The 19094-nt window shown below is 69.0% G+C and carries 19 protein-coding genes; 4 read left to right on the top strand and 15 right to left on the bottom strand.

Translation table 11 applies throughout. The features are described from left to right. Nucleotides 1-15: 15 nt before the first annotated feature. The 5 genes from F7Q96_RS04420 to F7Q96_RS04400 all read right to left on the bottom strand — a co-directional run bounded on the left by F7Q96_RS04420 (nucleotide 16) and on the right by F7Q96_RS04400 (nucleotide 7316). Complete coding sequence (locus F7Q96_RS04420; RefSeq protein WP_249041649.1) at nucleotides 16-1107, bottom strand: DUF72 domain-containing protein; 1092 nt, start codon at nucleotides 1105-1107, stop codon at nucleotides 16-18. Nucleotides 1108-1169: 62 nt separating this feature from the next. Next, entirely contained in the window at nucleotides 1170-2402 is a 1233-nt protein-coding gene (locus F7Q96_RS04415; RefSeq protein ID WP_053821231.1) for an SAM-dependent methyltransferase, read from the bottom strand. Nucleotides 2403-2629: 227 nt separating this feature from the next. Then, nucleotides 2630-3268, bottom strand: coding sequence for a pyridoxamine 5'-phosphate oxidase (gene pdxH / locus F7Q96_RS04410; RefSeq protein ID WP_053821232.1), 639 nt, complete (start codon nucleotides 3266-3268; stop codon nucleotides 2630-2632). A 190-nt stretch (nucleotides 3269-3458) separates the two neighbouring features. Beyond that, nucleotides 3459-4652 carry an MFS transporter gene (locus F7Q96_RS04405; RefSeq protein WP_053821233.1) on the bottom strand — a complete coding sequence of 398 codons (1194 nt, stop codon included), beginning with the start codon at nucleotides 4650-4652 and terminating at the stop codon, nucleotides 3459-3461. Nucleotides 4653-4997: 345 nt separating this feature from the next. Further along, nucleotides 4998-7316, bottom strand: a complete 2319-nt coding sequence (locus F7Q96_RS04400) for an AsmA family protein (protein WP_151022178.1) — start codon at nucleotides 7314-7316, stop codon at nucleotides 4998-5000. A gap of 272 nt (nucleotides 7317-7588) precedes the next feature. Here F7Q96_RS04400 and F7Q96_RS04395 point away from each other — a divergent pair, with 272 nt between their 5' ends. Continuing rightward, a complete protein-coding gene (locus F7Q96_RS04395) occupies nucleotides 7589-8431 on the top strand; it encodes a tRNA threonylcarbamoyladenosine dehydratase (protein ID WP_053823004.1) in 843 nt (280 codons plus the stop codon). A gap of 94 nt (nucleotides 8432-8525) precedes the next feature. On the opposite strand, the gene F7Q96_RS04390 is transcribed toward F7Q96_RS04395, so the two are convergent. Then, nucleotides 8526-9104, bottom strand: coding sequence for an AAA family ATPase (locus F7Q96_RS04390; RefSeq protein ID WP_053821234.1), 579 nt, complete (start codon nucleotides 9102-9104; stop codon nucleotides 8526-8528). A 119-nt stretch (nucleotides 9105-9223) separates the two neighbouring features. Between F7Q96_RS04390 and F7Q96_RS04385 the strand changes: the two genes are divergently transcribed. Further along, a complete protein-coding gene (locus F7Q96_RS04385; protein ID WP_082371403.1) occupies nucleotides 9224-9703 on the top strand; it encodes a bacteriohemerythrin in 480 nt (159 codons plus the stop codon). Between the two features lie 207 nt (nucleotides 9704-9910). Here F7Q96_RS04385 and trxA read toward each other — a convergent pair whose 3' ends face one another. Then, the gene (gene trxA / locus F7Q96_RS04380) at nucleotides 9911-10756 is read right to left on the bottom strand and encodes a thioredoxin (RefSeq protein ID WP_053821235.1); all 846 of its coding nucleotides are present in this window, start codon (nucleotides 10754-10756) and stop codon (nucleotides 9911-9913) included. Between the two features lie 312 nt (nucleotides 10757-11068). Between trxA and F7Q96_RS04375 the strand changes: the two genes are divergently transcribed. Continuing rightward, a complete protein-coding gene (locus F7Q96_RS04375; protein ID WP_053821236.1) occupies nucleotides 11069-12769 on the top strand; it encodes a long-chain fatty acid--CoA ligase in 1701 nt (566 codons plus the stop codon). 30 nt (nucleotides 12770-12799) lie between these two features. Here F7Q96_RS04375 and F7Q96_RS04370 read toward each other — a convergent pair whose 3' ends face one another. Further along, nucleotides 12800-13606 (bottom strand): ankyrin repeat domain-containing protein, encoded by an 807-nt coding sequence (locus F7Q96_RS04370; protein ID WP_170265837.1) that lies wholly within the window; start codon nucleotides 13604-13606, stop codon nucleotides 12800-12802. Between the two features lie 13 nt (nucleotides 13607-13619). Continuing rightward, a complete protein-coding gene (locus F7Q96_RS04365) occupies nucleotides 13620-14351 on the bottom strand; it encodes a gamma-glutamylcyclotransferase (RefSeq protein ID WP_053821238.1) in 732 nt (243 codons plus the stop codon). Nucleotides 14352-14513: 162 nt separating this feature from the next. Here F7Q96_RS04365 and F7Q96_RS04360 point away from each other — a divergent pair, with 162 nt between their 5' ends. After that, entirely contained in the window at nucleotides 14514-14834 is a 321-nt protein-coding gene (locus F7Q96_RS04360; protein WP_151022176.1) for a hypothetical protein, read from the top strand. Between the two features lie 54 nt (nucleotides 14835-14888). On the opposite strand, the gene F7Q96_RS04355 is transcribed toward F7Q96_RS04360, so the two are convergent. The 6 genes from F7Q96_RS04355 to F7Q96_RS04330 all read right to left on the bottom strand — a co-directional run bounded on the left by F7Q96_RS04355 (nucleotide 14889) and on the right by F7Q96_RS04330 (nucleotide 19074). After that, nucleotides 14889-15236 carry an FKBP-type peptidyl-prolyl cis-trans isomerase gene (locus F7Q96_RS04355; protein ID WP_006578666.1) on the bottom strand — a complete coding sequence of 116 codons (348 nt, stop codon included), beginning with the start codon at nucleotides 15234-15236 and terminating at the stop codon, nucleotides 14889-14891. Nucleotides 15237-15386: 150 nt separating this feature from the next. After that, nucleotides 15387-15935 carry a YaeQ family protein gene (locus F7Q96_RS04350; protein ID WP_053821239.1) on the bottom strand — a complete coding sequence of 183 codons (549 nt, stop codon included), beginning with the start codon at nucleotides 15933-15935 and terminating at the stop codon, nucleotides 15387-15389. 178 nt (nucleotides 15936-16113) lie between these two features. Then, nucleotides 16114-16437 (bottom strand): hypothetical protein, encoded by a 324-nt coding sequence (locus tag F7Q96_RS04345; protein WP_053821240.1) that lies wholly within the window; start codon nucleotides 16435-16437, stop codon nucleotides 16114-16116. Nucleotides 16438-16562: 125 nt separating this feature from the next. Then, entirely contained in the window at nucleotides 16563-16946 is a 384-nt protein-coding gene (locus F7Q96_RS04340) for an MAPEG family protein (RefSeq protein ID WP_053821241.1), read from the bottom strand. 83 nt (nucleotides 16947-17029) lie between these two features. Further along, nucleotides 17030-17248, bottom strand: a complete 219-nt coding sequence (locus F7Q96_RS04335) for an RNA-binding S4 domain-containing protein (protein WP_006578670.1) — start codon at nucleotides 17246-17248, stop codon at nucleotides 17030-17032. A gap of 68 nt (nucleotides 17249-17316) precedes the next feature. Then, nucleotides 17317-19074: a glutamine--tRNA ligase/YqeY domain fusion protein gene (locus tag F7Q96_RS04330; protein ID WP_151022174.1), complete on the bottom strand. Its 1758-nt coding sequence runs from the start codon at nucleotides 19072-19074 to the stop codon at nucleotides 17317-17319. Nucleotides 19075-19094: the final 20 nt, after the last annotated feature.

The raw sequence follows: 19094 nt of genomic DNA, 5'->3' as shown, positions 1-19094 counted from the left end.
GGCAGCGGCGAGACGCTACACGCCCAGCCGCTGCGCGATCGCTTCCGCCAGCCGCGCCAGCGTCAGCGGCGCGCAACCTTCGGCGTTGTTGCTGACGATCAGATAGGCCGGTTGCCCGGCCTGCAGCGTACGCACGGCCAGATCGGCCGCGGCCGCCAGCGTCTGCGGATCGAGCGCGTGCAGCCGGTCGAACGGTTCGAACGCCGCCTCGGCTTGCTCGTAGCCATAGCCCTGATGCAGCAGCCAGCGCAGCACCAGCGGCCCCGGCTCGCCCTCGTCGCGCAGCGCCTGCGCCGCGGCCTGGCGCGCCAGCGGCGGCATGCGGTCGCGCGCGGCACAGCCGAAACGCACGCGATGCGCGCGCAGCAGCTTGATGAAGCGCGGCGTCAGCAGTTCGGGGTCGCGCAGTTCCACCGCGTAGCAGGCGTTCGGCGTCTGCGCCGGGTCGAGCGCGGGCAGCGCCGACAGGAAGGCATCGAGCCGCGACAGGAAGCCGGCGGCATCGGCCGCCATCGCGCGCAGCGGCGACAGCTGGAACAGCAGCGGCCCGCATTTGGCGCCCAGCCCAGCGGTGGCCGGCGCAATGAAGTCGCGGATCGCGATCTCGACATCGAGGAATGCCGCGTTGGCGAGCCGGCCGGCGCCGTTGCTCGCCCGTAGCCACGGATCGCAGACGCTGGCGGGCGCCTTGACCAGGAAGCGGAAATCGTCGGGCACCTGCGCCGCGTAGGCCAGATAGTCGGCCAGCGGAATCGGCGCGTAGAAGCCGCGGTCCACGCCGGCCGCGCGCAGCAGCGGATGGCTGGCGTAGGCGCCGAGGCCCTTGCGCGAAAGCAGGCTGTCGCTGTAGTCGCCGTCGTAGACCAGGCCTTTCCAGCCGGGATAGGACCAGGTCGAGGTGCCGAGATAAAGATGAGCGGGCAGGCGCGCGGCCAGCGCCGCCAGTTCCGCCGAGGGCGCGACCGGCTGGACCGTCTTGCCGCGCCGGGCCGGTTTGGCGCCCGTTGCGGACGCGGCCGGGGCCGCGGGGTCGGCGGGGGCTGCGGTAGAAGCGATGCGACCCGATGTCGTGTCGGACACCGGGTCGCCGAACAGATCTTCAGTCAAAGGGGGTTCAGTCGAGCCTGATGGAGTCGGCGAGTCGGCAACGTCGGCGTCAAGCCAGGACCTCAATCCAGCGTCTTGTCGTAGATGTAATGGCGCGACCAGGGCAGCGTGCTCGACGGCTGGGTCGCCTTGTGGCAGACCACCTGGTAGATCGACATCTTCTCGCTGTCGAAGGCCTGCGCGCAGCCGGCCAGATAGACCCGCCAGATGCGGTATTTCTTCTCGCCGACCATCGCGCGGATGGTCTCGCCGTGCGCCTCGAAGTTGTCGGCCCAGTGCCGCAGCGTCTGCGCATAGTGCCGGCGCAGCAGCTCGACGTCGTAGGCCTCGAGGCCGCCCTTGGCAAGCGTATGCAGCACCATGCCGATATGCGGCAGCTCGCCCTGCGGGAACACGTAGCGGTCCATGAACTGCGCGCCGTCCATCGGCACCTTGCCGCTGTCCGGGTCGGGCGAGGTGATGCCATGGTTCATCGCGATGCCGTCGTCGGCCAGCAGCTCGCACATGCGGCTGAAGTAGGTGACCAGGTTTTCCTTGCCGACGTGTTCGAACATGCCGACGCTGGTGATGCGGTCGAACGTGCCGGTGACGTCGCGGTAGTCCTGCAACCGGATCTCGATCTGGTCCTGCAGTCCGGCCTGCCTGACGCGCTCGGTCGCCAGCGCGAACTGGTTCTCCGACAGCGTGATGCCGACGCAGCGCGCGCCGAACTTCTGCGCGGCGCGCAGCACCAGCGCGCCCCAGCCGCAGCCGATGTCGAGCAGCGTCTGGCCCGGCTGCACGCGGATCTTGGTCAGGATGTGGTCGATCTTCTTCAGCTGCGCGGTGGCCAGGTCCTCGGTGCCGTGCTCGAAGTACGCGCACGAGTAGACCATGTTCGGGTCCAGCCACAGCTTGTAGAAGTCGTTGGAGACGTCGTAGTGGTATTCGATCGACGCCTTGTCTTCCTGCTTGGTATGGGTGAAGCGTTGCGCGACGCGCGCCAGCGTGCTGCCGGCCAGCTGCGTGGTCGCGCGCGAGAAGCCGTAGCCGACCGCGATGATGTCGGCGAGCTTGCCTTCCAGATCGATCTTCTGCTGGACGTAGGCCTCGCCCAGATTGTCCAGCGTCGGCGTCAGCAGCAGCGGCAGCGCGCCGGCCTCGCGCACGGTCAGCGTGACCGCGGGTTGTTCGAAGTTGCCCAGCGCGTATTCATGGCCATTCCAGAGCCGCAGCTTGACGGGCAGGTTGGCCTTGTCGCGCAGTTCCGCGACCCAGCGCTCCAGTTGCGTGTCCAGTGCTTGCTTGAAAAACATGCGGCTTTCCTCCTGATGAATGGCGGCATATTTCCGAACGAACAGCTGTGGGCGGCCTCGCTGCCAGATATATCAAGCTGTGCCATACCCAACGCCAGAGCCCGCTGCCGGGTGCGTCTGGCGTTTCACTTTATACGCCAAACCGCGCCGGTGTGCAGTGCACTGCCTAGACCCCATGTCGATGTCAGGGGCAAAACAGGCACAGCGCAGCGCGCCCGTCAGAACGATCACGGCGACAGGCGCGCGATGCGCCAGCTGCCGTCCGGCTGGCGCAGGTAAGCGATGCGATCGTGCAGCCGCGACGGGCGGCCCTGCCAGAACTCGACGCGCGTCGGCGCCACGCGATATCCGCCCCAATGCGGCGGCCGCGGCGGGTTCTCGCCGAAGCGCTGGCGGAACTCGGCCTCGCGCTGTTCCAGCAGCGCGCGGTCGGCCACCTCCTGGCTCTGCGCCGAAGCCCAGGCGCCGATGCGCGAGCCCAGCGGCCGCGAGGCAAAGTAGGCATCGCTCTCGGCGTCGCTGACCTTTTCGACGACGCCTTCGATGCGCACCTGCCGTTCGAGCTGAACCCAGTGGAACAGCAGCGCGGCGCGCGGGTTGACCGCGAGGTCCAGCCCCTTGCGGCTCTCGTAATTGGTGAAGAAGGTGAAGCCGCGCTCGTCGATGCCCTTGAGCAGCACGATGCGGGCCGACGGCTGGCCGCTTGCATCGACGGTGGCCAGCGTCATCGCATTGGGCTCGGGCAGCTTGGCGGTCAGCGCTTCCTCGAACCAGCGTTCGAACTGCGCGATGGGTTGGGGCGCGACATCGGCTTCGGTGAGGGAACCGAGCACATAGGTACGACGGAGATCGGCGAGTTGCGTCATGGCGGGAAGGGCAGCGGCATGGCCGCGGAGGGGATGGCTGAAGATTCCTGAACGGTTCTCCGATCGCGTCGGCGCACCTGCTTGCGCGCGGTCGATATGCGGATCCGGATGCCTCGAGTATAGCGAACGCATCCCGGCCCGCGAGCCGGCTCCGACCGGGCTCCGCTTGGCCTTCCCACCGGGGCGGCCTTCAGGCGGCCGGCGGCGGCAGCTTGCGCGTCTGTCCGCGCGAATAGAAACCGGCGACGCCCATCGCGCCGGCCATCGACAAGAAGATCGGCAGCATGCCCAGCGCGGTGCCGACCACGCCGAAGGTCAGCGGCCAGACCACCTGGCTGGTGTTCAGCACGGCCGAGCGCAGGCCCAGCGCCTCGCCGGCGCGGCCCGACGGCGACGCGCTATGCAGGATGTTCATCACGTTGGGCTGCGCGCTGCCGAGCGCCAGTCCCAGCACGAACGCCAGACAGCACATCAGCCAGAACGTCGAGACGAAGGGATAGAGCAGGTAGGCGATGCCGCCGACCAGCAGCGCGCCGCGGATGATCTTCCATTCGGACAGATGGCGCGTGACCAGCGGCATCGCGATGCGGATCGCCAGCGTGGCGATCGCGAAGGCGCCGAGCACCCAGCCGATCGACGAGGGCGACAGGCCGACGCGCGTGCCCTGGATCGGGATCAGGAAGGCATGCAGGTCCCACGCGGCGGACAGCACCGCGCTGGCGACGAAGACGGCGCGCAGCTCGGGCACCATCAGCAGGTCCAGCGCGGAGCCGCGGCTGCCATCGAGCGCTGCCTGGCGCGCCGCGCCGGCGCCCTGCGCGGGCAGGCGGTCATGGACGAGCCGCAGCCCGATCTGGCCGATCAGCGCGACGCCGACCAGCAGCAGGAAGGCGGGGCGGTAGCCGGCGTGCTCGATCACGTAGCCGACCACCACCGGACCGAGCGTGCCCGACACCGACAGGCCCAGCGCATGCCAGGTGTAGTTGCGAAGACGGGTCTCGTCGGTCGACAGCTGGCCGATCAGCAGCTGCATCGCGACCTGGACCAGCATGAAGCCGACACCGATCAGCGCGCACGACAGGTACAGCGCGGCGATGCTCGGCCAGATCGCCGGCAACAGCGTGCCGCCGACCACCATCAGCGAGCCCGCCGTCATCGGCCGGCGCGGCCCGATCTGGTCGATGCGGCGCCCCGCGCGGATCGCCAGCAGCATCGGCAGCAGCGCGTACAGCGACATCAGCAGGCCGAGCGTGATGGTCGAGGCCTTCAGCGAAATGGCGAACAGGGAAACGACGACGCGGCTGGCGTTGAACGCCACGTGGTTGCACACCGTCAGCGCGATCAGAACACTGATCGGCATGGCGGCGGCGGGATACGGCGTCATTCGTGCAGGGACCGGGAGGCGGAAGGTGGAACGAAGGACCGGAAGACGGGAACAACCCGAAAAAAGACGAACGGGGGGCGGCATGCGCCGCGCCCCGCAACAGGCGGCATCCTGAAGGACGTCACCTGCAAATTGCCATCCGTTTACAGCGTGGTGTTGTGCATCGAGCCGCCGCTACCGCTTGGCGTCTCCATGTAAATGGCCATTTAATTATGGGACGCTTGTTGACAGCGTGCAACGGTCTTTTAGGTTTTGGTGCACAGAAAGGGGGCGTGCGTTCGAGAGTGTTGCGCTGGAGCATCGGTAACCGAGGCAGCGGCGCAGACGAGTGCATCGCGCTGCGCGTCAACCGCCCTGGTACATCGGCGATCTGTTGGGTCCGGGCGACGGTGCGGCCGGCGCGGTTGGATTCTGGCGACGCGGCTCGGGCTCGTTGCCGCCCGCCGGCGGCTGCGCGGCCGGACCGGAGGCGGCCGGCGCGCGGCAATCGCGATAGGTCTTGCCCGGCGGCGGCGCGGTCGGGCGCTTGCGCAGTTCGGCCAGCAGCTTGCCGCACTGGCTGTCCTCGGCCGGCGACAGGTCGATCAGCGGCAGCACCGTGGCGACCGGCGCCAGCAGCGCCAGCGCGACCGCGCCGCCGGCGCGCAGCGCCAGCACGCCGATGTCGGGGCTGACGCGCGGGTCCTTCAGCGTGCCGCCGACATACAGCGGCGAGCGCAGCGAGAACACGCGCATGCCCTTGGAGTCGGGGTTGATCGTCAGGCCCAGCCGCTCGCTGGCCAGATCGACCACGCCGGTGGCGTTGATGGTGGCGTCCTGCGTGTCGATCACGAAGGTGCGGGCCCGGCCCATGCCATTGGTGAACGTGAAGTCGGCCACGCCGCAATGGATCTGCACCGGCTTGTCGCCGAACAGCTTGGCGATGATCACGCTGCCGACGTTCAGTCCCATCGCCTCCAGGATGAACTTGCTGATGGTGCCGTTCTCGACCAGCAGCCGCGCCTCGCCGTTGGACGAGCCGAGCAGCGCCGCGACCGAATTGCCGGTGGCGGACAGCTTGGCCGCGCCGTTGATCTCGCCGATGCTGGCGCGCATCGATTCGAGATTGGGGAACAGTTGCTTGATCTTCAGACGGCGCGCCGTCATGTCGATGGTCGCGCCCATCGGCGTGCGCTTGCCGTTCAGCTGCAGCGTCGAGCTCAGCGTGCCGCCGGCGACGCCGAAGTTCAGCGGCTTCAGATTCAGCACGCCGTCCTGCAGCACGATGTGGGTCTGCAGATTGTTGATCGGCAGATCGACGTCGCGGATGATGCGCTGGCCGGTGAAACGCACGTCGGCGTCGATGTCGTCCCAGCGTTCGGTGCGGAACGGCGCCACCGGCAGCGCCTTGTCGGCCGGCTGGCGTACCGGGCTGCGCGGCGCCGCCTGTCCCGGCTTGGCGTTGGCGCCAATCAGCGGCGCCAGGTCCTCGAAGCGCAGTTGCTTCGACACCAGCTCGCCGGCGAGCAGCGGGCGCGGATCGCGCTGCGTATAGGTCAGCGTGCCGCCGAGGTCGCTGCCGCCGACCCGGCCGCTGAAGTCCTGATAGCGGTAGACCGACGCGCCCTTGCGCAGCGTCGCGGTCAGCCGGCCGTTGGTCCGATACGGCGGCGTCTCCGGCAGCACCACGCCGGTCAGCGGGTACAGGTCGGCCATGCTCTCGCCGGACAGCTGCAGCATCAGGTCCAGCGCGGCGAGCCGGGCGGGCTCGGTCAGCGTGCCCTCGATCTGCGCGCGGGTGCTGCCGACGCGGATATCGGCCTGCAGCGGGTAGGGCCGGCTGGCGTCGCGCAGGTTCAGCACCGCACCGGCCTTGCCGTTGGCGTTGATGGTGGCCTTGTTGTAGTGGCCGACCGCGCGCCAGCGGATGCCGTAGACCGGTTCGCCCTTGCTGTTTGCCCTGGCGGCGGAGGCCGCGGCGGCCGAAGCCGCGGCCGGCCCGCTGGCGCCGCTCGCGGGGGCCGCCGAAGCGGCCGGTGCCGACGAAGGTGCCGACGAAGGTGCCGACGAAGGTGCCGATGAAGGTGCAAGCGGGCCGTCGCGATCCTTGTCATACAGCGGGGCATCGCCGATGGTTTCGAGCGTCGCGCGCAGTTCGATCTTGCTGGCGGCATCGTTCAGCGCCAGATGGCCGCGCGTGAGCACCACCTCGCCGATTTCCAGATGCCATTGCGATGGCTCCTTGTCTTCGCGGGTGGGGAAGGTCCAGTTGTTGCGCTTGTCGGCCAGCCGCTCGAGCGCGACCGACGGGCCGTCGATGGTGATGGTCGGCAGCGAGATTTCGCGCGTGAGCAGCGGCAGCGGCCGCAGCAGGAACACCAGTTCGCGCGCGGTGGCAAGGTTCGGCTGCTGGGTCCAGTCGGGATTGCCGATGGTGATGTCGCGGGCGGACAGCCGCGGCCACGGCACCAGGCGTCGCCAGCCGCTTTCGCCTTCGGGCCGGCGCCAGGTCAGGATCAGGTCGCCATTGACGGCGAACGGCCGGCCGATGGCATCGCTGACCTTCTCGTTGAGCCAGGGCTTGAGGCGGTTCCAGTCGAACAGCAGCACGAACGCCACCACCGCCGCGATCAATACCAAGGGCGTCAACACACTCCACAGCACGGCCTGGCGGCGCAACGACATTGAAGGGCTCCTGGCCGGCGCACGCGCGGACCGGGCTGGTGCGCTGGCGCGGCGGACGTACCACGTTGCGGCTATTGTATAGTTGCGCGCCGGGCCCTCCTGTCGGCATGCGACTGACAATGATGCCCGCGTTTTCCGCATTTTTTGCCCGCCGCCGTCCACCGTCTTTGCTCGGCCGGCGGGTCCAGCCGATGGTGAAGTCCTCGATGGCCGACGACCGCAACGCGCACTCCCGACCCGACCGCAATGACGACCCCGCCGCCGCGCTCGCGCTGGCGGAACTGCCCGCCGCGCTGCCGCACGACAGCGCCGAGGCCGACGACCATCACCGCCGCTTCGGCGGCGTGGCGCGGCTCTACGGCGCCGACGGGCTGGCCCGGCTGGAGGCGGCCAGCATCTGCGTGGTCGGCATCGGCGGGGTCGGCAGCTGGGCCGCCGAGGCACTGGCCCGCAACGCGGTGGGCCGCATCACGCTGATCGATCTGGACCATATCGCGCCGTCCAATACCAACCGGCAGATCCACGCATTGGGCGACGAGTACGGGCGCGCCAAGGTCGAGGCGATGGCGCAGCGGCTGGTGCAGATCAACCCGCGCGTGCGGGTGCGTCCCGTCGACGATTTCGTGACGCCCGACAACGTCGAGGCGCTGCTGGCCGGCCATGACTACGTGATCGACGCGATCGACGCGGTCAAGGTCAAGATCGCGATGCTGGGCTGGGCCCGGCGCCAGCGGCTGCCGATCGTCACCTGCGGCGGCGCGGGCGGTCAGCTCGACCCGACCCGCGTGCGCGTCGCCGACCTGTCCCGCACGATCCAGGACCCGCTGCTGGCCAAGGTCCGTGCCGGGCTGCGCAAGCAGTGGGGTCTGCCGCGCGATCCGAAGAAGCCGTTCGGCCTGCCGGCCGTGTATTCCGACGAACCGTTGCGCTATCCCGAGCCCGAACAGCAGGCATGCGAGATCGACGAGGCGCCGTTCGCCGACGCCGCCCACCCGCCGCGGCAGGGGCCGCAGGGGCTGGCCTGCGCGGGCTTCGGCTCGTCGGTCGCGGTCACCGCGGTGTTCGGCTTCGTCGCGGCGTCGGTGGCGCTGAGCGCGATCGCGCAGGCCCGCTGACGCTGGCGGTTCCCTGTCGCCCCCGCGAACGCGGGGGGGCCAGCGACTTGAGCTCAAGCCACTGGGTCCCGCCTGCAGGGGACGACACGAGTGTTCAGGCGCGCAGCGCGTCCAGCAGCCGCGCGACCTGCGCCTCGCCGGGCGCGAGGTTGTCGAAGAAGATCAGTTCCGGATAGTCGGCCGCCGCCGGCATGAAGCGCCGCCGCCGATAGTCTTCCCAGTGCGCGAGCTTGTAGGCGTCGTTGGGATTGCCGCGCCGCACGATGCGCGCGTGCGCCTCGTCCTCGGGCAGATGGACCCAGACGATGCGCACCGTGGTGCCGGCCGGCACCGCCAGCCAGTCCGGATCGCTGAGCCGATGCTCGCGGATCTCGCGCGACAGCGGGCCGATCACGATCGCGCTGATGCCCAGCGCCAGGTTCTCGCGCGCGGTATCGAGCAGGCCCTGGTATTCCGGATCGCGCAGATGCTGCAGATAGAGCGGACTGTCGCGGTCGTTGGGGTCGCCGGTCAGCGCGCCCATCGCGGCGGCGCTGTAGCGGCCGTACAGCGTGTCCTTGTCGAGCAGGCAGAACGGCTCGCCGGTGGCCTCCATCAGCGGGCCGATCAGCCGATGGGCCAGCGTGGTCTTGCCGGTACCGGCATGGCCGCAGAAGAAAATCAGTCGTGGCATCGAGGGGAACGAAGGGGGGGAAGGACGGCGTGCCCGGCGCGGAATTCGCGCGGGATTCGGTATCCTTGCGCGTATCCCTGTGCCTTCGGGCATTCCGCGCAGCATAACCGATCGCCTTCATGACCGTTTCCGCTCCCGCTCCCGCTTCCATTCCCGCAACCCCGACCGCCGCACCGCCCGATCTCGACAGCAGCGCGCTGCCCGCCGACCTGCATCTGGGCGAGCCGGTCACCGACCATACCCATGCGGAGTTCGTGCTGCTGCTCGAGGCCGCCGCGCGCGCCAGCGACGACGGCTTTCTGGCCGCGCTGGACGAGTGGATCGACCACACCCGCTATCACTTCGGCATGGAAGAGGCGTGGATGGAAGCGATGAACTTCGGCCCGCGCCAATGCCATGCCGGCGAGCATCGGCAGATGCTGGAGATCGTCGACAAGGTCCGGGCCAAGGTCGAGCAGGAAGGAGACTTCGAGACCGGGCGCCGCCTGGTGGCGGAACTGCCCGGCTGGTTCGCGCTGCACGTGCGCAAGCAGGACGCCGCGATGGTGGCCTACATGCGGCAGAACGGCTTTACGCTGGTGGAGGGGCCGGCGGCGTGAGGGCGGGGCCGTTGCCTGCGTTTTAGAGCCGCTTCCTCTGCCCGGCCCGCTCCCGCTGAAGGGGCGAGGAAGAACACCATCGAGGCGGCGAGGGAGAGTACCGCCGGTTTTCTCCGCGGTTTTCTCCCCGGTTTTTCCCTTCTCGCGCGCGGGAGAGGGGCCGGGGCCCGCGGGAGAGGGCGACCGCGCCCCCTCAGGCCCGCAACATCAATTCAACGCCGCACTGAGCTGCCGGCGCCAGCGCGACACGGCCTCCGGCGCGTCGCCCATCATCTCGAATACCGACAGCATCGTCCTGCGGCCGACATCATCCTCGAAGCCGCGGTCGGTGCGTACGATGGCCAGCAGCTGCTCCAGCGCCGGCTCGTATTGACGGCGGGCGATCAGCAGCCGCGCCAGATCGAGCCGGGCCTGCAGGTCCGCGGGATTGGCCTCGATGCGGCCGGTCAGCGTGGCCTCGTCGGGCAGGTCGCCCAGGCCCTTCATCGCCTCCAGCCGCGTCTGCAGCGCGGCATAGGCATCGTGCTGCGGCGCGCGCGGCGTCAGCATGCCGAACTGGGCCTGCGCTTCCTCCAGCGCATTGCCGTCGAGCAGGAAGGCGATGTAGTCGATGCGTGCCTCGTCGAAGCCGGGGTCGAAGGCCAGTGCCGCCTGGAAGGCCTCACGCGCGATCTCGCGCTTGCCGCCGGCAGCCGCCTGCCGGGCCTCGCGCAGCGCGATCTGGCCCGGGTCAGGCGTGACCCGGGCGATGAATTCGCGCAGCCCCGATTCGGGCAGCACACCGATGAACTGGTCGACCGGCTTGCCGTCGACGAAGGCGATCACATGGGGGATGCTGCGCACGCCGAAGTGGGCCGCCAGCTCCTGGTTCTCGTCGACATTGATCTTGGCCAGCTTCCACTTGCCGCCGGCCTCGCGCTCGAGCTTTTCCAGCAGCGGGCCCAGCGTGCGGCACGGTCCGCACCATGGCGCCCAGAAGTCCACCAGCACGGGGACGCTGCGCGACATAGCAATCACGTCGTGGTCAAAGTTCTGCAGGGTGACGTCGCTCATTCCTTGCCTCGCTGTTCGTGAATTCCCGGTATCGCGTGAGATCCGCGCCCCGGCCCCAAGGCGCGTGCGGACAGGTTCGGCCTCGCGCCGGACGGCCGGTTTCCTGTGGTCGATGTGGGGACGGCGCGGCGCATATCAACCCTGGTTGCGGGAATCTACCCCTTGGAAATAGAACGGTCGTTCGGTTATATTGCTTGACGATTCGCCGCCGGGGCTGCTTGCCGGCCGCGGCGGCGTCGGCTCAACGCCAGACAACGACGCCCAGCAACGACGCTCGAGAACAGGTCGCGAAGACCGCTCAGGAGACAACGCATGCAGACCCAGAAGCCCGCCGCGCGCCCGCATTTCCAGTTCTGGCCCAAGCGGGCGCCCACCGCCATCGTGCTGCCCGAAACCTCGCTGTGGGTCAATCTGGAGGTGTCGGCGCGCCGCTATGCCGACAAGGCCGCGATCCGCTATTTCGGCAAGGCCATCACCTTCCGCGAGCTCGAGGCGCAGGCGAACGCGCTGGCCGGCTGGCTGCAGCGCGAGGCCGGCGTGGCCAAGGGCGACCGGGTGCTGCTGTACATGCAGAACTGCCCGCAGTTCATCGTCGGCTACTACGCGATCCTGCGCGCCGACGCGGTCGTGGTGCCCGTCAATCCGATGAACCGGGCCGAAGAATTCAAGCACTACATCACCGACGCGCAGGCTCGCGTGGCGATCTGCTCGGCCGATCTGGCCAGCGGTGCCGCGGCCGCCAATGCGGAACTGCCGCAGGAACAGCAGCTGCAGCATCTGCTGGTGACCCAATACGCCGACGCGCTGCCCGAGCGCCACGAGCACCCCGAGGACGCGCCGCCCGCCTGGCTGACCGCCGAGCATCCGCTGCCGGCCGGTGCCGTGCAGTGGCGCGACGCGCTGGCCGCCGGCCACCAGCCCGGCCCGCATACCGCAGGTCCCGACGACATGGCGGTGATGCCCTATACCTCGGGCACCACCGGCTTCCCGAAGGGCTGCATCCATACCCATCGCTCGGTGATGCACAACGTGGTCGGCGGCTCGACCTGGTCGGGCTCGGGCGCCGAGTCGGTGATCCTGTCGGTGCTGCCGCTGTTCCACGTGACCGGCATGCAGTACGGCATGAACGGCCCGATCTACAGCGGCGCGACCGTGGTGATGCTGCCGCGCTGGGACCGCGAGGTCGCGGGCCGGCTGATCTCGCGCTACCAGGTCACGCACTGGACCAATATCCCGACGATGGTGATCGACTTCCTGGCCAGCCCGAATCTGGCCGAGTTCGACCTGTCGAGCCTGCGCTATATCGGCGGGGGCGGGGCGGCGATGCCGCAGGCGATCGCCGAGCGGCTGCGCGAGCAGTTCGGCCTGAACTATCTGGAGGGCTACGGCCTGTCCGAGACGATGGCGCCGACCCACAGCAATCCGGCCGACCGGCCCAAGCTGCAGTGCCTGGGCGTGCCGACCTTCAACACCGATGCGCGCGTGGTCGACCCGGTCACGCTGAAGGAGCTGCCGCCGGGCGAGGTCGGCGAGATCATCGTCTGCGGCCCGCAGGTGTTCAAGGGCTACTGGGGCAAGCCGGACGCGACGCGCGAGGCCTTCATCGAGTTCGAAGGCAAGACCTTCTTTCGCACCGGCGATCTCGGCCGGATGGACGAGGAGGGCTATTTCTTCATCACCGACCGGCTCAAGCGGATGATCAACGCGTCCGGCTTCAAGGTCTGGCCGGCCGAAGTGGAGAACCTGCTGTACAAGCATCCCGACGTGCAGGAGGCCTGCATCATCGGCACGCGCGACGCCTATCGCGGCGAGACGGTCAAGGCCGTGGTCGTGCTGAAGGCGCATGCGAAGGGCAAGACCACCGCCGACGACATCATCGCCTGGGCCAAGGACAATATGGCCGCCTACAAGTACCCGCGCGTGGTCGAGTTCGTCGACGCGCTGCCGAAGTCGGGGACCGGCAAGGTGATGTGGCGCCAGCTGCAGGAAGCGGAGAACGCGCGCCTGGGTTGACGGCGCGCGGTACAAGGGGTGCGCAATCGCTCAGTGCCCGCGCACCCGCATCAGCATCTTGACCATCGTCTTGTAGCCACGTTCGCGCGCGTGGCGCGTCGGCGTGACGCCGTCGCGATCGGCCAGATTGGCGTCGGCGCCCGCATCGAGCAGCAGCTGCACCACATGCTCGTAGCGCGTGCTGCCGTCGCCGAGCACGATGGCCTCCAGCAGCGCCGTCCATCCCAGCGCATTGACATGATCGACCGGCACGCCGGCCTGCAGCAGCAGCTTGACCACCTCGGGGTTGCCGTGCTGCGACGCCGCGGTCAGCGCGGTGCCGCGATAGCGGTCGGTGCTGCGCGGATCGGCACCGTGCGCCAGCGCCAGCCGCACCAGCTCGATCTGGCCGCTGGCGGCGGCCAGCAGGAAGGCGCTGTTGGCCTGCTCGTCCTTGTGGTTGACATCGGCTCCCGCGTGGATCAGCGCGCGGGCGGCCTCGCCGTGGCGCTGATAGACCGCGAGCAGCAGCGCGGTGCGGCCGCGCTCGTCGGCGGCATGCGGCGAGGCGCCGGCACCGAGCAGCTTGCGCACCAGCGCCGCGTCGCCGAGCGCGGCGGCGGTCAGCAGATTGCGGTTCAGCGCGCTCAGCGCGTCGTGCGGCCGGCCCGCACTGCCCGGCTGGGCGGCGGCCCGCGGCGGGGACGACGGCGAGGCGGGAGCGGGCGAGGACGAACCGGGCCGCGCCGCCATCGAGACGCCGGCCGGTCCTGACAGCAACGCCCCACCCAGCAGCAGCCCCGACAACCCCAGCGCTTCGGCGACCATCAGGCGGCGGGCTCGGGCGGGGGCGGGCATGGCGGTCTCCGGTTCAGGCGGCGTTGGCCGCTTCGGTATCGCCGGGCGCGTCGATGTCGCCGGCCGGTTCGGCGTCGGCGGCCTGGATCTGCCGCCACAGCCGGCCGAGATAGGGATCGTCGACGCCGTGCGTGGCCAGACCCAGCAGCGTCTGGTGCAGATAGTCGCGCGCGGGGCCGTAAAGCCCCGTGGCGCGCCGCAGGCAGGCCACCACGCGCTCGTCGGGCAGGCGGCCGGCATAGGCTTCGTGGGCGCGGTTCATCACGAAGGCGAGCGCCCGCTGCGGGGGCGCCTCGCCGTCGAGCTTCACGCGCAGCCAGCGGGGATGGTAGGCGCCGGTCATCATCTCGCGGCGCCACAGCACGCGAAATTCCTGCTCGACGACGTGGCTCGGGATGCGGAACACCATGCCGTGGCAGCTGCCGCCGCGGTCCAGGCCCAGCACCAGGCCCGGGTTGTCCCAGGTGCCCCGGTTGATGCGCGAATACAGGTAGAAGCCGCGGTGATAGCCGTGCACGGTCGCGAGCCGGCGCTCGGTGTGCACGACCATCGGATTCCAGATCAGGGAGCCGTAGCCGAACAGCCAGACGTCGCCATTCAGGTCCGGCTGGTCTGGCCGGCGATCCAGCGTGGACCGCAACGAGCGCTCGAGCGCGTCGTCCGACAGCAGCGAGGAAGCCACCGGGGTACCGCCCAGCGTGGTCCGCAGCCGGTCCGCTTCAAGATCTTGTCGGGTGATGGCCATGGTGCAAGCATAATGCAAAGCCGGGCAGCGGGAGGCTTGGTACACCACATGGCAGGGAGATGTCGGCGTGGGGCAACGGTGAAGCCCCACCCACTGCCGGCGGGGTGGCGGCCGATGTTGCGCCGTCCTTACAATGGCTGCCAACTACCAGGAGGGATGGACATGGCGCGAACGCTTACGGTGGCCTTCGGCACCGGCAAGGAATTCGAGTTCACCATCGGCGATACCGAGCTCGCGGGCATCAGCGACGATGCCGGCTGGCGCTTGTTCGATCGGGAGTATGCGGAGCTCGACTGCCAGGCCTCCAGCCCGGTGGGCAAGGTGCTGGTCATCGACAAGATCCTCAGCGTGGCGCGCTTCTCGGGCGAGCAGCGCTTTGCCAGCGATCCGGACTGGGCCCGGGAGTACGCGCGGCATGCCGCACATATCCTGGGCCGCGATCGGGTGCGCGTCGACGTCGGCAACGCGTCGATCGGCTTCTGAATCTGCTTCCGAGCCGGCTTGCCGGCTCGTTGCCTTGCTGGAGCGTCTACCGCCTCAGACGGCCAGCAGCTCCACTTCGAACAGCAGCGTGGCGTTCGGCGGAATCACGCCGCCGGCGCCGCGTGCGCCATAGCCCAGGTCCGCGGGAATCACCAGCCGGCGCGTGCCGCCAACCTTCATGCCCTGCACGCCTTCGTCCCAGCCGCGGATCACATGGCCGGCGCCCAGCGGGAACACGAAGGGATCGTTGCGATCCTTGCTCGAATCGAATTTGCGGCCGGCCTGGCCGTTCTCGTACAGCCAGCCGGTGTAATGCACGGTGACGTGCTTGCCCGCGGTCGCTTCGGCGCCCTGGCCGGTCACGGTGTCTTCGTATTGCAGGCCGGAAGGAGTGGTGATCATCGGTCTTTCCTTTGTGTGACTGCGGATCGCGGTCGGGGATCGCGACCCGCGTGGTGATTCGGAGCATGGACCCCGCGGCCGTGGCCGCGCTCACGGTCCTGCCGCAGTGCTGCCGCGGTGCTGCCGAGACGGCAGTGTACCCGCAAGCGCTCAGGCGTCGGCCCGCTGCCAGGTATCCAGGCGCAACTGCACGCTGCGCTCGTCGTCGCTGAACCAGATCTCGCCGTCCTGGATCGTCACGGTCAGCCGCATCGCGCGGCGCGCCATGCCGGCCAGCGCGTCGACCGCCTCGCCCGGCACCGCGTGGACCGTCAGATTGCGCAGCTTGCCGGCCTTGCCGGCGATGCCCTTCCACCATTCGCGGGCGCTGGCGGGCTGGTAGGCGAACACGGTCACGCGCGCGGCGCGCGAGGCGGCGCGCTTGAGCCGCGTCTCGTCGGGCTGGCCCAGGTCGATCCAGTGTTCGATTTCGCCGGTCAAGCTGCGCTCCCACAGGTCCGGCTCATCGGGCTCGTCGAGCCCGCGCGTCAGGCTCAGCGTCTCGCTGGCCTCGCAGGCGAACGCCAGCAGCCGCACCATCATGCGGGCATCGTTCTCGGACGGGTGTTGCGCGACGGTCAGCGCGTGGGTGCCGTAGTAGTGCCGATCCATATCGGAGATCGACAGCTCGGCTTTGCAGATGGTGGACTTCAGGGCCATGGGGGAAGAGGGGACGGCGGGCCGGCGCGATGGCGCGGGCAGGATGCCCGGCATGGCCGGCCAGCAAAGCGCGCATGTTACCCGATCACCGCGCGCATGACGGTGCGGGACATGGCCGCAGGCAAGCGGCAGCGGACTGTGAAAAACACAACGCCGCGCCGGAGGCGCGGCGCGGGGGTCAACGGGACTTGCGGTAGTCGCTGAAGTAGAAGCGCAGCAGCGCGGAGGCGATCACCAGCGCGAGGAAGGCGGCGGCGATCACCATCGCCTGGCCGGCCGGACTGTCGATCTGCCCGTTGACGCCGAGTTCGACCAGGCGGCCGATCACCAGCATCACCAGCACCGGGATCACCAGGGCGCGGCGACCGTAGGTGCGCATCACCCAGCCGGGGAAGTTGCGCAGCAGGTGGCCGACGAAATCGCGCGGAATGCTGCAGATCAAGCACGCCCCTGCGGCAGCGAGCGAAGCCGCCACCACATCCCCCAGTCCAATCCCGAACATGATTCCCCGTCCCGTCGCACCCGGGCGAAAAAGCCGGGGCTGAATTTTGCAAAGCGCTGATTCTACAGAAGATTTCGGGATTTCAGGTGTCGCTTGGTCGACCTGCGGAAGAAGCCGGCAGTCGGTCAGGGCACCAGCACCGGCAGCAGGAAAATGCCCAGCACGCACAGGAAGCCGAGCGTCCAGCACAGCGAGCGCAGCGTGGCGCGGTCGGCGAGATAGCAGACCGTGTAGAGCAGGCGGATCACGATGAAGGCGACCGCCAGTTCGTCGATGCGCGCCTGCGGCGCCTGCAGATGACTGGCGCACAGCACCGCGGCGGCGAACAGCGGAAAGGCTTCGAAGTGGTTGCGGTGGGCGAGATCGGCGCGGCGGGCGCGGCCGGTCTGCCGCTCCAGCCAGGCGCGCGGATCGTGGTTGTCGAAACCGGGCGCGCCCCATTTGGCAATGCCCACCGTGACGATGGGCAGGATGCCGGCGATCAGCACGCACCAGAAAGCGATCGGCATGGCGTTGTCCTCGGTTATGTCGTCGGCGGTTGTCAGCGGTCGGGCGGCGGTCGGGCGGCGATCGGGGCGCGCTCAGTCGGAAATCACGCCGCCACCACCCGGATCGTCACACCGGGCAGCGTCACCACCTGGCCGGCACGGATCTTGGCGGTCTTGCGCGACTCGGCCACGCCGTCGACCGCGACCTCGCCGGCAGCGACCAGCGCCTTGCCGGCGCCGCCGCTGTCGACCACGCCGGCCAGCTTGAGCAGATCGTTCAGCGCGATGTGCTCGCGGTCCAGCGGGAAGGTCAGGGTCTGCATGGTGAAGATCGGGTTGGGAGGTGGCGCCGGGCGCCGAACCTTCGGCGCGCCGGCGTGAGCCGCGGCTATTACTTGCCCCAGCTGTCCTTCAGTCCGACGATGCGGTTGAAGACCGGGCGGCCCGGCTGGCTGTCGACGCGGTCCGCGACGAAGTAGCCGTGCCGCTCGAACTGGAAGCGGTCCTCGGCCCTGGCCTCGCGCAGGCCGGGCTCCAGATACGCTGTGACCACGCGCTTGGAGTCCGCGTTCAATGCATCGAGGAAGTTCTTGCCGCCGGCATCCGGATGCGGGTCGTTGAACAGCCGGTCGTACAGCCGCACCTCGGCCTGCAGCGCGTGCTGCGCGCTGACCCAGTGGATGTTGCCCTTGACCTTGACGCTGTCCGCGCCCGGCGTGCCGCTCTTGGTGTCGGGCAGGTAGTTGGCGTGCACGGCGACGACATTGCCGTCGGCGTCCTTGTCGACGCCGGTGCACTCGATCACGTAGCCGTAGCGCAGCCGCACCTTGTTGCCCGGGAACAGCCGGAAGTAGCCCTTCGGCGGGTTCTCGCTGAAGTCCTCGCGCTCGATCCACAGTTCGCGCGACAGCGGGAACACGCGCTTGCCGAGCTCGGGCTGCTTCGGATGGACCGGCGCCGAGCACTCCTCGCTGTGGCCCTCGGGATAGTTGTCCAGGATCAGCTTGAGCGGATCGAGCACCGCCACGGCGCGCGCCGCGCGCGCATCGAGGTCGTCGCGCACCGCGCCTTCCAGCGTGCTCATGTCGATCCAGCTGTCGGACTTGGCCACGCCGACGCGGTCGCAGAACAGCTGGATCGATTCGGGCGTATAGCCGCGGCGGCGGATGCCGACGATGGTCGGCATGCGCGGATCGTCCCAGCCGTCCACGCGGCCCTCGTTGACCAGCTGCAGCAGCTTGCGCTTGCTGGTGATCGCATAGGTCAGGTTCAGCCGGGCGAACTCGTACTGATGCGGCAGCGGCTCGCGCAGCAGGCCGCAATCGCGCAGCTGCGCCAGCACCCAGTCGTACAGCGGGCGGTTGTTTTCGAACTCCAGCGTGCACAGCGAGTGCGTGATGTTCTCGATCGCATCGGAGATGCAATGCGTGAAGTCGTACATCGGATAGATGCACCACTTGTCGCCGGTGCGATGGTGGTGCGCATGGCGGATCCGGTAGAGCACCGGGTCGCGCATCACGATGTTCGGCGCGGCCATGTCGATCTTCGCGCGCAGCACGTGTTCGCCGTCGGCGTACTTGCCGGCGCGCATGTCGCGGAACAGCTGCAGGTTTTCCTCGACGCTGCGCCCGCGGTAGGGCGAGGGCGTGCCCGGCTCGGCGAAGTTGCCGCGGCTGGCGGCGATCTGCTCTGCGCTCTGGCTGTCGACATAGGCGACGCCGCGCTCGATCAGCTTCTCGGCGAACGCGTACAGCTGGTCGAAGTAGTCGCTGGCGTAGTACAGGTGGGCCTGCTGGCCGCCCTGGGCATCGGTGCTGTCCCAGCTGAAGCCGAGCCAGTGCACCGCGTCGATGATCGAATCGACGTACTCGGTGTCTTCCTTGACCGGATTGGTGTCGTCGAAGCGCAGGTGGCAGCGGCCGCCGTAGTCGCGCGCCAGCCCGAAATTCAGGCAGATGCTCTTGGCGTGGCCGATATGCAGATAGCCGTTGGGCTCCGGCGGAAAACGCGTGATCACGGCGGGCAGCGGCCGACCCTGCGCGTCGGTGCGGCCGGCATAGGTGCCGGCGGCCAGATCCTGGTCGATGATGCTGCGCAGGAAATTCGAGGCGGCGGGCGTGCTGTCTTGGGCTTTGGGATCGTGGCTCATGGTTTGGCCAGGTTGGGCCG

The organism is Cupriavidus gilardii (assembly GCF_008801915.1).
In the GTDB taxonomy this organism is placed as follows: Bacteria; Pseudomonadota; Gammaproteobacteria; order Burkholderiales; family Burkholderiaceae; genus Cupriavidus; species Cupriavidus gilardii.
Note: the sequence above shows the minus strand (reverse complement) of the source record. Positions and strands in the feature narration are given on the sequence as shown.